Annotated in this window: 13 protein-coding genes and 1 pseudogene; 3 read left to right on the forward strand and 11 right to left on the reverse strand. The window is 46.8% G+C overall.

What is annotated here, in order from left to right; translation table 11 throughout:
* Positions 1-100: 100 nt before the first annotated feature.
* From FHS17_RS21120 to FHS17_RS21140, 6 genes and pseudogenes are all read right to left on the reverse strand, one after another.
* Positions 101-982, reverse strand: coding sequence for a transglutaminase family protein (locus FHS17_RS21120; RefSeq protein ID WP_167280418.1), 882 nt, complete (start codon positions 980-982; stop codon positions 101-103).
* Positions 979-1974: an alpha-E domain-containing protein gene (locus tag FHS17_RS21125; RefSeq protein WP_167280419.1), complete on the reverse strand. Its 996-nt coding sequence runs from the start codon at positions 1972-1974 to the stop codon at positions 979-981. The genes FHS17_RS21120 and FHS17_RS21125 overlap by 4 nt, the downstream gene beginning before the upstream one ends.
* 31 nt (positions 1975-2005) lie before the next feature.
* Complete coding sequence (locus FHS17_RS21130; RefSeq protein ID WP_167280420.1) at positions 2006-3466, reverse strand: circularly permuted type 2 ATP-grasp protein; 1461 nt, start codon at positions 3464-3466, stop codon at positions 2006-2008.
* Positions 3467-3711: 245 nt separating this feature from the next.
* A complete protein-coding gene (locus tag FHS17_RS31265) occupies positions 3712-4206 on the reverse strand; it encodes a methyl-accepting chemotaxis protein (RefSeq protein WP_424992015.1) in 495 nt (164 codons plus the stop codon).
* Positions 4207-4254: 48 nt separating this feature from the next.
* Positions 4255-4713, reverse strand: a pseudogene (locus FHS17_RS31270) (protoglobin domain-containing protein); the annotation flags it as partial.
* 136 nt (positions 4714-4849) lie between these two features.
* Positions 4850-6745 (reverse strand): PrkA family serine protein kinase, encoded by a 1896-nt coding sequence (locus FHS17_RS21140; RefSeq protein ID WP_167280422.1) that lies wholly within the window; start codon positions 6743-6745, stop codon positions 4850-4852.
* A 218-nt stretch (positions 6746-6963) separates the two neighbouring features.
* Between FHS17_RS21140 and FHS17_RS21145 the strand changes: the two genes are divergently transcribed.
* Positions 6964-7800, forward strand: coding sequence for a DUF2161 domain-containing phosphodiesterase (locus FHS17_RS21145; RefSeq protein ID WP_167280423.1), 837 nt, complete (start codon positions 6964-6966; stop codon positions 7798-7800).
* On the opposite strand, the gene FHS17_RS21150 is transcribed toward FHS17_RS21145, so the two are convergent.
* From FHS17_RS21150 to trmL, 3 genes are all read right to left on the reverse strand, one after another.
* Positions 7797-8993 (reverse strand): aminotransferase-like domain-containing protein, encoded by a 1197-nt coding sequence (locus FHS17_RS21150; RefSeq protein WP_167280424.1) that lies wholly within the window; start codon positions 8991-8993, stop codon positions 7797-7799. The genes FHS17_RS21145 and FHS17_RS21150 overlap by 4 nt on opposite strands.
* 360 nt (positions 8994-9353) lie before the next feature.
* Positions 9354-9605: an AbrB/MazE/SpoVT family DNA-binding domain-containing protein gene (locus tag FHS17_RS21155; protein ID WP_167280573.1), complete on the reverse strand. Its 252-nt coding sequence runs from the start codon at positions 9603-9605 to the stop codon at positions 9354-9356.
* A gap of 122 nt (positions 9606-9727) precedes the next feature.
* Positions 9728-10192 carry a tRNA (uridine(34)/cytosine(34)/5-carboxymethylaminomethyluridine(34)-2'-O)-methyltransferase TrmL gene (gene trmL / locus FHS17_RS21160; RefSeq protein WP_167280425.1) on the reverse strand — a complete coding sequence of 155 codons (465 nt, stop codon included), beginning with the start codon at positions 10190-10192 and terminating at the stop codon, positions 9728-9730.
* Positions 10193-10353: 161 nt separating this feature from the next.
* Between trmL and FHS17_RS21165 the strand changes: the two genes are divergently transcribed.
* On the forward strand, positions 10354-11070 hold the full coding sequence (locus FHS17_RS21165) for a response regulator transcription factor (protein WP_167280426.1): 717 nt from the start codon (positions 10354-10356) through the stop codon (positions 11068-11070).
* A gap of 57 nt (positions 11071-11127) precedes the next feature.
* Here FHS17_RS21165 and serC read toward each other — a convergent pair whose 3' ends face one another.
* Positions 11128-12216, reverse strand: a complete 1089-nt coding sequence (serC, locus tag FHS17_RS21170) for a 3-phosphoserine/phosphohydroxythreonine transaminase (RefSeq protein WP_167280427.1) — start codon at positions 12214-12216, stop codon at positions 11128-11130.
* Between the two features lie 125 nt (positions 12217-12341).
* On the opposite strand from serC, the gene thpR reads away from it, so the two are divergent.
* The gene (thpR, locus tag FHS17_RS21175) at positions 12342-12920 is read left to right on the forward strand and encodes an RNA 2',3'-cyclic phosphodiesterase (protein WP_167280428.1); all 579 of its coding nucleotides are present in this window, start codon (positions 12342-12344) and stop codon (positions 12918-12920) included.
* A gap of 47 nt (positions 12921-12967) precedes the next feature.
* Here thpR and glnA read toward each other — a convergent pair whose 3' ends face one another.
* The gene (gene glnA / locus FHS17_RS21180) at positions 12968-14392 is read right to left on the reverse strand and encodes a type I glutamate--ammonia ligase (protein WP_167280429.1); all 1425 of its coding nucleotides are present in this window, start codon (positions 14390-14392) and stop codon (positions 12968-12970) included.
* Between the last annotated feature and the right edge of the window lie 64 nt (positions 14393-14456).

A 14456-nucleotide genomic window follows, 5' to 3' on the forward strand; every position in this document is an offset into this window, starting at 1 on the left:
TTGAAGTAGAGCTGCGGTATTTCCTCGGTTAACGTATAAAAGGCTGCTTGCAACGGTTCATCCCTAAAGGAACCTTTGCAAGCAGCCTTTTATTTTCGCTTTACGCTTCAACTTTACGGACATCAACGGTTACCTTCAGCTTCTGTTCGCCGCTGCCGCGGTAAACACCTTTCACCGGTACAATATCCTTGTAATCACGGCCATGGCCCAGCTTCACGTAACGCTCGCCGACTGGCTCTACATTCGTAGGATCAAAGCTGCACCAGCCAAGTTGAGGTACATAAGCTTCCACCCAAGCATGAGACGCTTGCTCAAAGTCAGCAGTGCCGCCTTGCAGATCACCTACAAAGTGATAGCCGCTTACGTAACGGGCCGGTATATTATACACCCGGCAGCATGCGGTCATGAGATGGGCAAAATCCTGACAAACCCCACGCTTGCGTTCGATCATATCACTTGCTTTTGTTGTGACAGTCGTCGCTTCAGGGTCATAGATGAATTCTGAGCGTATCTTGCTGGACAACGCAATTAACCAGCCTAACACGCTTATATCATCGTTATCCACGACGTTACCTGCAAATTGCCGAACTTCATCCGTTATGTTGGTGTAGCTAGTAGGCATCAGAAATTCAATAAAGCGGTTAGCCGCTTCTTCCGTCTCCAGCCAAGCCCATGCCTCCCTTGCCAGCTTGCCATTTAAGAGTGCGGCCTGCTCCTCAGGACTTGGCGCATGTCTGGTTACTACGGTCATCTGTGTGCGGATCGTCAGCCGCTTATGAGGCGGATTCACAGAGAAGGAATGCACTCGGTTGCCAAAAAAGTCTTCATAGCTGAAAAGGGAGGCATTCGGCTCGATAAAGATAGCCTGCTGATAGCAGGATTGGCGTTCGTTTGTGCTTGGCGTCAGCCGAATTTCATTGACACTGTCCATCGCTGACCCTTCGTAATCGTATTGCGTCACGTGAGAGATATTTAGCTTCATGCGCTTGCCTCCCCCATACGAAAAAAGGTTTTTGCAAAAGAGTGCCCCAGCATCTGGCACGAATCCAGTAAATGTCCAACAATCGAACCATTACGATCGATAATCATATCGTCATGCTCCAGGCAAGCTATATCCGCTTTCACCTTCGCCACTTGACGAATGACACGGTCATGAGCGGTCCGGAGTTGTTTATCTGTAAGCTCGATTTGCTTCATATGCTCGTCGAGAGCATGGAAGGAGAATTGAACCGATCGCGGAAACGATGGATTCAGAATAACAAACTCCATGATGGACTCAACCGACATGCCATCTGCGTATGAGCGGCGGAACGATTGATAACCACTGAGTGATTTCAAGACAGCCTGTAAATAAGGGTAAGCCCCTGTATTGTTCCAGCCGTCTCCGGCAGCCGCATTGCCTACTGCTTTAACAATCCGAAGGGTGTTCTCCGACCGCTCCAGGAAACGTCCGCATTCGATGAAATGCCATTCATTCTCACGAGGCATTACCGATTGGCAGAGTCCTTGGAACAAAGCAGCCCACTCCTTGATCCGACCATAGAACAGGTGAGGAGATTCTTTCAGGAAATCCTCCGGCTGTTTCTCACGCAGCCATAAATAAAAGGAATTGATTGTATCCCACAGCTCGCTTGGAACCTTCTCACGCAGCGTACGAAGGTTTCCCCGCGCATGACTGACACAAGAAACGAGCGAATTGGCATTATCCCGATCGAGCGTGATGTAATGTAGAACGTCCTGTTCCGTGTAACTCCCATATTGCTGCTCATAAGAGCCTCTGCTGCCTAGAGCATCAACAATACGAGTCCACTTGCAAGGCACCTCATTATCTTCGCCGTCTCGACCGCAAGCTTCAACGCCTAATTCATCTTCTGCCTGCAGGTGATAGTGGACATCAATTAATCTCGCATGGTTCTCCGCCCGTTCCATATAGCGGCCAATCCAAAACAACGCTTCAGCGTTTCGGTTAAGCACAGCGATACCTCCATTCTTTATCTTGACTATTTTAACGATTTAACACCCATGTATCTTTAACCCCTCCGCCTTGCGATGAGTTGACCACAAGTGAGCCCTCTCTTAACGCAACACGAGTTAAACCGCCTGGAATAACATGCGTTGACTCTTCACCCATCAGAGCAAATGCCCGCAAATCAATATGGCGCGGCGCCATTACGCCATCCACCATAACCGGCGCACGTGACAGCTTCATAGTCGTCTGTGCAATATAGCGGCTAGGGTCTTTTTTGATTTCCTCGGCAAACTCTTTAATTTCCTTTGGTGTAGCAGCAGGACCAATCAGCATACCATATCCACCGGAGAGAGAGGTCTCCTTCACCACAAGCTGATCCAGGTGATCCAGAACGTAGTCACGCTCATCCTTGCGGGATAAAAGATACGTAGGCACGTTATGCAGAATTGGTTCTTCTCCAAGATAATAACGAATCATATCCGGAACGTAAGCATAAACTGCCTTATCGTCGGCAACACCGGTACCCGGCGCATTCGCGATCGCGATATTGCCTGCCCGGTAAGCATTCATCAGACCTGGAACGCCTAACAGCGTATCCGGCTGGAAAGCAAGCGGGTCAAGAAAATCGTCATCAATGCGGCGATAAATGACGTCAACTTGGCGTAGTCCCCTCATATCGCGCAAATAAATTTTGTGATCCTTATAGACGAGATCACGGCCTTCAACCAAATGAATGCCGAGCTGCTGCGCGAGGAAGGTATGTTCATAATAAGCCGAGTTGTAGGCGCCGGGAGTAAGCAGTGCAATTAACGGGTCCTTCTTGCCGTTTGGCGCAAGTGATCGAAGTGAGCTCAGGAAATAGTTCAAGCTGCGTTCAATACTTTGGACGGAAGAGGACAAGTATAGATCATGAAACAGCTCACTCATCATAGTACGGCCTTTGAATAAGTAAGAGAAACCAGAAGGCGAGCGGAGATTATCCTCGAGGACAAAATAACGGCCTTTCTCGTCTCTAATTAAATCTATGCCGGAGGACGTAATATAAACGCCTCCTGGAACGTCTAACCCCATCATTTCTGGACGAAAATATATGTTGGATACAATCATTCGTCTTGGGATGACTCCGTCGGATACAATGCGCTGGTTATGATAAATATCGTGGATGAACATATTGAGCGCTTTGGTCCGTTGACGGACGCCGCGGTCAACGGCTTCCCATTCATGCTTGGGGATAACGCGTGGAATATAATCAAATGGTATTGTTCTTTCTAGGGGCTCGCTTTGGTTTGGACTATAAAGCGTGAAGGTGATACCTTCTTCCATCATGCGTTGATTAAGGGCATGTTGTCTCATCGTGAGCTCCGACGGCTTCATTCTCGTGAACAGCCGGTGGATATTCTCATAGTGGGGACGAACCGAAAAGTCTTTCTCGAACATTTCATCGTAAAATGATTGCGAATCGTAATAATGCGATTGCGACTGTTTGGCCGTCGACATGCCAACCGCCTCCTCCATGATGGTGCGGCACCTTCTTGATGCCTGCGATGATGACTACCAAAGTTGGCTTGCCACCTACTTGTTAAGTTTTCTTACATAAAAACACTTAATATCCTTAAATAAAGTCATTTTTTGTTAGATTTATCATACAAGATTTGGATTTTCATGTCAACTTATATAGCACGAAAGCAGGGCTTCTGCGCTGGCGAAGAATCCCTGCTTTATATCATATGCCTATTCTCTTGTTATGTATTCAATTGCCGTAAATCTTTTGTAACGGAATCGACGGTTTGTACAAATACCGCAAGCTCCTGTGACCTTGCAGCCTGATTACGCGCTTCCACTGATGTCTTCTCGGATTCCAATTGAACCAAATGAACCTTCTTCTGAATTTCATCCAAATTCGTTTGAATCGTCTCTAGGGCAGAACGTGAGGAAGCTGCCAGCTTTCTAACCTCGTTTGCAACAACCTCGAATCCTCGGCCCATCTCCCCTGCCCGTGCCGCTTCAATCGCAGCATTAAGCCCAAGAAGATGCGTCTGGTCTGCGATCCCACGGATTAGGAGACCCATCTCTGTTATGCCGGCAAGCTCTTCTTCGAGATCACCAAGCAGCTCATGCGACCGATCCTGCGATTGAGAAGTGGATACAGCCGCTTCAGCAATCGATTGCGCACCTTGATCAAGCTCGGTCATTAAGCTTGCCAACTGTTGAACCGATTCCGTGATTGTCGTCAGCATAACTGATTTTTGATCAGCCAAATCTTGAATAAGAGCCTGCTCTGCACGGTTATAAGCTTCAAGCACAAGCTGCGAATCAAGGTTAAACATCTTGGACAGGGAATGTACAATGACCGTCCATTTGTCCGGAATAGTACGTTGCAGTACTACTGTAGCAATGTCGAGATATGTCATATAAGTTCCCAAATACCAATCGGTTGTAAGTCCAATTCGAGAATGGACAAGCCCTACTGTAATACGGTTCTCAATGTAAGCTTGATCGATAACACCTGAGGCCAGCGACAGCCAATAGCCACGTTGGGTCTGTTTAAGCCGTTCAATATTACTTACGTTTGCGATAATTTGCATGAGATGCGGCTGCTCACCGATACTATCATAGAACCGCTCAACGACTTCTTCAACCACCTGCTCGAAGATTGGACGGCAATCCGCGAGCCGCTTCAAATCCTCTTCCGTAATACGGGTATACGCAAGCTGTTTTAGACGTTCTTCTGAGACTTGAATCATTGGCCTTAACTCCTTTCATCTTATATAGATTATATCGGAAAATATGGAATCCACCTGAATGCAATCTTGTATTCTTCATGACAAGAAAAGCCTGTGGACACTGAGGTCCACAGGCTTTCAATCCGGGCTTGTTAGTTTAACGATTCAAAAGACTTCCGACATACCGCAGTAGCTCATTGGCACATACCGGGCAATAACCATGCTCATCAATCAATCGTTTCGTCACTTCATTAATACGCTTCAATTGGCTTTCATCAGGTGTTTTGGTCGATGTCGTAATCTTCACAATATCCTTCAGGTCGGTGAACAGTTTCTTTTCAACCGCCTCACGCAGCCTTTCGTGACTTGTGAAATCGAACTTTTTGCCTTTCCGCGAATAGGAAGAGATACGGATTAATATTTCCTCGCGGAAAGCCTTTTTCGCATTTTCAGATACACCGATCTGCTCCTCGATGGATCTCATCAGACGCTCATCTGGATCCATCTCTTCACCAGTGAGAGGATCTTTAATTTTGGACCAGTTGCAATAGGACTCGATGTTGTCGAGATAGTTCTCGAACAACGTACGGGCAGATTCCTCGAAGGAATAAACGAAAGCCTTCTGAATTTCCTTCTTCGCCAGTCCATCGTATTCTTTACGCGCTACCGAGATAAAGTTCAGATACCTCTCCCGCTCCTCCTTCGTAATAGAAGGATGCTGGTCAAGTCCGTCCTTCAGAGCACGCAGCACGTCGAGTGCATTGATACAAGACATATCTTGCTTAATGAGTGCGCTGGAGATCCGGTTAATAACATAACGCGGGTCAATGCCAGACATGCCTTCCTCAATGTACTCATTTTGCATTTCCTTCAGATCGGCCTCTTTAAATCCTTCAACCTCTTCTCCATCATACATGCGCATTTTCTTCACAAGATCCATGCCTTGCTTCTTCGTTTCTTTCAAACGGGTAAGTATGGAGAAGATTGCCGCCGACTTCAGGGAATGCGGTGAAATATGAATATGCTTCATATCACTTTGGCCGATTAATTTCGTATAAATCTTCTCTTCCTCAGATACTTTGAGGTTGTATGGAATTGGCATAACAATCATACGGGATTGCAGCGCCTCGTTCTTCTTGTTGCTGATAAACGATTTGTACTCGGATTCATTCGTATGGGCAATGATGAGCTCATCGGCCGATATTAACGCGAACCGCCCTGCTTTGAAGTTCCCCTCTTGCGTCAGCGATAACAGGTTCCATAGGAACTTCTCATCGCATTTCAGCATTTCCTGGAACTCCATTAAGCCCCGGTTTGCTTTATTAAGCTCGCCGTCGAACCGGTAAGCCCGAGGATCGGATTCCGATCCAAATTCGGTAATCGTCGAGAAATCGATGCTGCCGGTAAGGTCAGCGATATCCTGTGATTTCGGATCGGATGGGCTGAATGTACCGATACCTACCCGATTCTCCTCCGATATAAGCACCCTTTCAACAAGCACATTCTCAATATCGCTATCGTATTCCACGCGAAGCCTCATCTGACAGGACGGGCATAAATTACCTTCAATCCTTACACCAAGCTCCTTCTCAATCTCAGGACGAAGCTCATGCGGGATCAAATGAAGTGGATCTTCATGCATCGGGCAGCCCTTAATCGCATAAGTAGCTCCCCTCTCCGTTCTGGAGAAACGCTCCAGCCCTTTCTTGAGCATCGTAACAATCGTTGATTTACCACCGCTGACGGGGCCCATCAAAAGTAGAATCCGTTTACGAACGTCGAGCCTTCTGGCTGCAGAATGGAAATACTCCTCCACTAGCTTCTCCACTGCACGATCAAGACCAAAGATCTCCTGTTCGAAAAATTTGTAGCGTTTACCTCCACTATTTTCCTCCACACCAAATGATTCAATCATTTCATAGACGCGCGCATGCGCAGTCATGGCCGGGGAAGGGTCCTCTCTTAACAACTCAATGTATTCTCTAAAAGATCCAGTCCAAGCAAGCTTTTCACTCTCTGTCTGATACTCCGATATCCGCTTGAAAATGTCCATGCCGTGCCTCCTCCCATCGCTTCCGCAATCCGCAATTTTCATTCCGCCCGGGATTATCTCTACATCATTGATCGAGTGGACCAACTTTTTTAGTGAAGTATTACATTCCTATGCTTAGTTATGTAGGAAATTGACCACTATTTTAGTCGGCAATCCAGCATTTTGCGACAAGCATGAACAATCCTTTGTTATAATAATGGGAGAAAGAGGGGATTAACATGGCTGTTAATAAGGAAGAGGAGCTGTACAGCCCCATCAAGAGGTACTACGAAAAGCTTGGTTTTACGGTAAAGAGCGAGGTTCTTCACTGCGATCTTGTCGCGATAAAGCCGGATGGCAGTGAGGCGGTTGTTGTCGAAATGAAAAAAACGTTCAATCTTGCACTTTTGCTGCAAGGGATTGAACGTTTACGTATAAATGATCATGTTGTACTCGCTATTGAGCGCAATAGGAAGAAGAGCGGCGCGCATAATCAACGCTTCAGCGATATTACCGAGCTGTGCCGGATGCTTGGCCTCGGCCTCATGACCGTTACCTTCTTCAAGACGAAAACACCGGTCATTGAGATGCTCTGCGAGCCAGGTGAGATGCCCAAGAGGGGCATTCGAAGAACTCGTCAGGCGCGCCTGCTTAAAGAATTCCGCGAACGCAGCGGTGATTACAATGTTGGCGGCAGCACGGGGCGCAAGCTGGTAACCGCTTATCGAGAGAAAGCTCTCCGCGGCGCTTACGCCCTCCAGCAAGCCGGGATCTTGTCACCAAGCCAGCTCACTGCGCTAACCAGCAACCCACAAAGTCCATCTATGCTTCGCAGCAATTATTACGGCTGGTTCGAGAAGGTGGGGCGCGGACAATATCAACTTACCCCTAGCGGCGCCGCAGCATTAACTGAATATGCCGAGGTTATTGCCGAGTGGACCGAGACGTTTGCGCTTCCACCTGTACCTGAACCCAAAGCTGCAAAAGTTGCAAAAGCTTCAAAAACGCCAAAAGAACCAAAAACAAAAAGTTCAAAACGGACCAAAACTACAAAAGTGTTATTAACAGAGAATTAACTCCTCGCCGTAAACTCGCGAATCGCATCCGCCAAACGCTCGACACCCTGCACAGTCTTTATTCCTTTATTATGTGTAAAATTGAGTCTGGCGGAGTTCCGCTTCGGATCGTAGGCATAGAAAGCACTTCCTGGTACGAAGGCTACACCCTTCGATACCGCTACCTTCAGCAGAGCTTCCGCATCAAGCCCTTCCGGGAGCTCTACCCAGAGGAACATGCCGCCTTTTGGCTCAATCCACTTAAGGCCAGCAATCTTTTGCGCTCTCAGCAGGTTCTGCATTTCACGCATTCGCTCTCCATACGATTCCGAGATGACTCGAATATGATCATCAAGCGGGAAATGAGCCAGCAGCTGGCTCAAAATTTGCTGGTCCATCGTACTCGACTGCAAGTCAGCCGCTTGCTTCGCTTTTGCCAGCATTTTAATGACACGGGTATCACCAATCGCCCAACCTGTACGAAGGGCAGGAGCTACCGTCTTCGAGAAGGTGCTAGTATATATAACCGCACCGCTGCCCAGCTCCTGATCCAAAGCAAAGAGCGTCGGATAAGCCGCATTCTTATCATATTTCAGTTCACCGTATGGATCATCCTCAATAATAGGCACTTGATGACTTACGCAAATTTGAAGCAGCTTTTGTCTTCTTTCGAGGCTCCATACATTACCTGTTGGATTACCAAAAGTGGGTACAGCGTACATAAATTTCGGCTTATGTAGACGAACTAGCCGCTCAACATCCTCCGGAATCATGCCATGCTCATCGCTTTCTGCAGCAACAACCTTCAGTCCATGCAGTTCAAATACTTGCAGGCAGGCCAAATAAGTTGGACGCTCAACAAGCACCGTATCACCCGGCTCTGTCAGTACTTGTACGAGGAGGCTGATGGCTTGCTGAGATCCGGTTGTAATGATCATCTCCTCAGGCTGCACATTCATCCCCTTCTGAGCCATACGAACGCAGAGCTGCTCCCTTAGAGGCAAGTAGCCTTCCGTCAGACCATATTGCAGCGCACTTGTACCCGCAGAGATCGCACGGTCTGCTGCTTCCCGTACCGCCTGTACAGGAAAGAGCTCCTCAGCCGGCAATCCACCAGCGAAAGAAACGATATCGGAGCCTTGCGTCAGCTTCAAAATATCTCTGACAACCGATGATTTCACCTGAGTCATTCTTGATGCAAAACGAAATTCCATTTTTCCGTCCCCTCCCGTATTAAAAGCCATGATTTATCATGACTTTATTGTCGCATAATAAAAAGACTACATGCAATAAAACTAACTTTACACGTTTTCTTTTTCCTAAACCTTGGGTATAATGAAACTAGCTTATCGGAGGTGTCAACATAATGTCTACAACTTTCGTTATTGTCATGACAGTCTTTATTTTGTTCCTGACTGCGATCTTGACGTCTTCCTACAACGACGACAAGACCAACGGCCTCTAAGCAGGCAAAAAAAAGAAGCTTATCCTAATACGTATTAGGATAAGCTTCTTTTTTTGTTCCGAATAATGGTTATGTGCGGTTTACTAATAGCGCTATGGATAATTGCTGATTAACGGTTGTGAAGCTGTCCCATCTCACTCATGCATTGTTCGCATAGATAACGGTCCTTGAAATCTTTCACTTGTTCCATCGATCCGCAGAATACACATCTTGGACGGTAACGTTCCAAAATAATATGGTCGCCTTGCACTAAGATCTCTACAGGGTCCCCCTCATTCATTTGATACCGTTTACGCAGTGATTTAGGAAGGACAATACGTCCGAGTTGGTCCACCTTTCTAACCACACCTGCTGGTTTCATCATTTTCACCTCTTTATGTCTAGTTTTGCAAGCTATCCCTGTGAAACCTTTGCACAATAGACTTTCGATGGGTGAACCTGAATTCCTTCCCATTGAGGGATAATCCTTAATATCATGCTAATTCAGTCCATTCCTGGGAACTGATTCTGACGCAAAGCCTCATACACAATAATCGCTGCCGAGTTGGACAGATTTAATGATCTGACATCACCTGTCATTGGCATACGCATACAAGTATCAAGATTAGCCTCAATCAACTCTTGAGGCAGCCCTTTCGTTTCCTTGCCAAATACGAAGAAGTCACCATCCTGGAATTCAAACTCCGTATATACTTTACGTGCTCTAGTGCTGGCGTAAAAGAATCGTCCATTCGGATTTGCATCCAGCAGCTCTTGGAATGAATCATGATACTCCACATGAACGGCATGCCAATAATCCAGTCCTGCCCGCTTCAGCGTGCGGTCATCGGTCTGGAATCCAAGAGGACGGACAAGATGAAGATGCGCGCCTGTAGCTGCGCAGGTCCGTGCAATATTACCCGTGTTTGCAGGAATTTCAGGTTCAACCAATACGATATGAAAAGCCATAACTGTGCTTACCTCACATTCTATGTCATTATACACGATTGTTTAAGTTCCCGCACGAATGCGGCAATTTTTACATACGCTTAACGTACCCTTAATCTCCTCATAAATGTCGCCGCTCATAATGGAGATATCATGTAGGAGGCGAAAGGAGAATAGATACGATGAAAAAGAAAATTTTGGTCGTCGATGACGAGCCTTCCATCTCCATGCTTATCGAATTTAACTTGAAACTCGCCGGTTATGATGTCCGGTGTGTAAGCGATGGTGAGGCAGTATTTGAGATGCTCAAGCCGTTCCGCCCTGACCTGATCGTACTTGACTTAATGCTTCCGAAGATGGATGGCATTCAAGTATGCCGTGAGCTGCGTAAGCAAAATAATGCTGTACCTATAGTTATGTTAACAGCCTTACAAGATGTCACAGACAAAATCGCCGGACTCGATAACGGTGCCGACGATTACATGACGAAGCCGTTTAGCCCACAAGAACTAATTTCACGTATCCAAGCAATCTTCCGCCGTATTCAAGCTCTTCCGAGTCAAGCCGAATCGACGGCTTTCGACATTGGAAGGTTAACGGTTCGTGCCGAACAACGCGAAGTACTCATTGATGGCAAGACGATTGAACTTACACCCAAAGAATTCGAGCTTCTTCTCTTCTTATGTAAGCATAGAGGTAAAGTATTAAGTCGACAGCAATTGCTGCATGGCGTCTGGGATTATCATTTCTTAGGCGATACTCGGATCGTTGATGTTCATATTAGTCATCTTCGAGACAAAATCGAGCAAAATGCACGAACACCGGAATATATTATGACGGTCCGGAATGTCGGTTACAAGCTGCATGCCCCAAATATGGCCGATTCTTCCCTCGCATAACCTTGTATGAAAGATGAAGACCGCCTTCCCTCTTCGGGAATGGCGGTCTTTGTTATTCTAACCGTTGCGACGCTGGAAATCAGCCATAAATTCAGCAAGCGCCTTGCAGCTTTCGTGTGGAACCGCATTATACGTCGAAGCACGCAGGCCGCCAACATCGCGATGACCTTTCAATCCAACAAAGCCGTTTTGCTCCGATTCCTTCACGAATTGCTTCTCGAGCTCTTCGCTTTGGATACGGAAGGTGATGTTCATCAGCGAGCGGCTGTCCGGATGAGCACATCCGATATAGAAGCCATTGCTTTGATCGATTGCATCATAGATCAGCTTCGTTTTGTCACGATTGAGCTGCTCCATTGCAGCAACTCCGCCGTTCGATTTGATCCATTTCAGAACCAGATTAACCATATATACCGAGAAAGATGGTGGTGTATTATAGAGCGAGCTGTTCTTCGCATGTGTATCGTAACGGAAGATAGCTGGAATGTCTTTCGGGCTGTCTTGAACCAGATCATCGCGAACGATAACTACGGTTACACCCGATGGACCCAGGTTTTTTTGTGCGCCGGCATAAATAAGACCAAACTTGTTAATATCAATTGGACGGCTCAAAATATCACTCGACATATCGGCTACAAGCGGCACATTGCCAAGGTTCGTTGGGAACTCTTGGAACTGAACGCCTCCGATTGTTTCATTGGAAGTCATATGAAGATAAGCGGCATTGTCAGGAACGATAAAATCATTCACGCTTGGCATCCGCATATATTTGTCGTTTTCTGACGAAGCTGCAATAACAGTCTCACCAATGAATTTCGCTTCCTTCAGTGCTTTATCAGCCCAAGCGCCAGTCTTGACATAAGCACCAGCTTGACCCGGACGAAGCAGGTTCATAGGAATCATTGCAAACTGTTGGCTTGCGCCGCCTTGAAGGAATAATACATGATAGTTATCCGGAATCCCGAACAATTCGCGCATGAGTGCTTGTGATTCATTATTCACTTGCTCATACAGTGCGCTGCGGTGCGACATTTCCATAATGGACATACCTGCGCCCTGATATTCGACAAATTGCTCCTGTGCCTGCTGCAGCACTTCAAGCGGTAAAGCGGCCGGTCCTGCATTGAAATTATAGGCTCGATTCATTTTCCGTTACCCACCTTTAGTTTTTATGATCTCACATGATACTGATTATGATAGCAAGTTTAGGAGCTGTCTTCAAGTACATTTACAACATGTTAGTGACAAAAAGTCGAACGGAGATTATTCATATGGCAGATAATATTCGGATTTTCACCGCAATATCCATCCCAGCAAACATTACCGGGCAAATCGTTAGCCATTTACCTGAGTGGAAGACCCAACTGAAATTTCAGCGATGGGTAGATCCCCGCGATCTGCACATTACGCTTCATTTTATTGGTGACACCTCTATTTCTACAATTTCCGACATTAAGCAAGCAATGACTGAGGCCGTTTCCCGGTCCTCAGTATTCCCTCTTGAATTGTCGAATTTAGACATATTTGGCCGCAAGGATCAGCCGTCAGTCCTATGGCTTGGTCTAAAAGAAATACCCGAATCACTCCTGCAGCTGCATGATAAGCTTGGACAATCGCTTCATTCCGCCGTCGGCTTCACTTCTGAAACCCGTCCCTATCGTCCTCATATCACGTTAGCGAGGAAATATGCAGCCAATGAGACTTGTACACCTGAGATGCTCCAAAGCCTCTCCAGCCCCTTTCTACAGCATCAGACAACTTTCGACGTTAATCGCATTACTCTCTATCGTACCCGGTTGGGCGAAAGACCTATGTATGAGCCGCTTGTTGAGCTCGAATTAAATAAATAAAAAGCGGACTCCCGATTGGGAGCCCGCTTGGATAAGTGCGTTTCAAATTAGCAGCCGAAGTACAGGCTGTATTCGTGTGGATGGATACGGATTGCTACCGCTTTAGCTTCGTTACGTTTAACGGCAACATAGTTAGCGATGAACTCTTCCGTGAATACGCCTGTTTCAGTCAAGAATTCGGAATCCGCTTCAAGAGCGTCAAGCGCTTCGTCGAGTGTACCAGGTACGCTGCGGATTTCTTTTTTCTCTTCTTCTGGCAGTTCGTAAATGTTTTTGTCGAAAGGACCATAGCCCAGAGCGACAGGATCCAGTTTACGTTTGATGCCGTCCAGACCAGCAAGCAGCATAGCTGCGAAGCATAGGTAAGGGTTAGCTGTGGAGTCCGGAGTACGGAACTCGATACGGCAGCCTTTTGGCGTTACCGATGCAATTGGAATACGTACTGCAGCGGAACGGTTACCTTTCGAGAATACAAGGTTAACCGGTGCTTCGTAACCAGGAACCAGACGTTTGAACGAGTTTGTCGAAGGGTTCGTCAAAGCGATCAATGCTGGAGCATGGTACAATACGCCGCCGATGTAGTTCATAGCGAGTGGGCTCAGGTTGCCGTAAGCGCCTTTTTCGAAGAACATTGGAGCGTCGCCATCGAAGATGGACATATGCACGTGCATACCGGAACCGTTGTCGCCGAACAGTGGTTTAGGCATGAAAGTAGCCACTTTACCGTATTGGCGAGCTGTGTTATGAACGATATATTTATACAGCATGAGGTTGTCAGCTGTTTTCGTCAGTGTATCGAAACGGAAGTTGATTTCTGCTTGACCAGCAGTTGCAACTTCGTGGTGATGACGCTCAACGCGAAGGCCAACTTCTTGCATAAGACGAACCATTTCGCTGCGGATGTCTTGTTGTTGGTCAACAGGAGCTACCGGAACGTAACCGCCTTTTACAGGAACTTTAAAGCCAAGGTTGCCGCCTTCTTCTTTGCGGTTTGTATTCCAGCCTGCTTCTTCGGAATCTACGTAGAAGGAAGAAGAGTTCATCGAGCTTTCATAGCGAACTTCGTCGAAAATGAAAAACTCGGATTCAGGAGCAAAGAATGCTGTAGTACCGATGCCTGTAGTTTGCAGGTACTCTTCCGCTTTTTGAGCGATGCTGCGCGGGTCGCGCTCATAACGTTCGCCATCAGGCGTATGAATGTTACACATAATGTTCAGTGTAGGATGGTCTGTGAAAGGATCAACGAATACTGCTTCAGTATCCGGCATCATTACCATGTCAGATTCTTCGATACCACGGAAACCTGGGATCGAGGAGCCGTCAAAAGCTACACCATTTACGAAAGTATCGGCGTCAACTTCTGTCGAAGGAAGTGTAATGTGGTGCGCGCGACCAGCGAGGTCGACGAAACGGAAATCTACAAACTGAATGCTGTTTTCTTTAATATTGTCCAAAACTTTTTGAACTGACATCAGATATTTCCTCCATTTCCGAACATTTGCTTAGTGTTGAACAGTTATTGTTCAATTTTCGTTC

It is taken from the genome of Paenibacillus lupini (assembly GCF_011761355.1).
In the GTDB taxonomy this organism is placed as follows: Bacteria; Bacillota; Bacilli; order Paenibacillales; family Paenibacillaceae; genus Pristimantibacillus; species Pristimantibacillus lupini.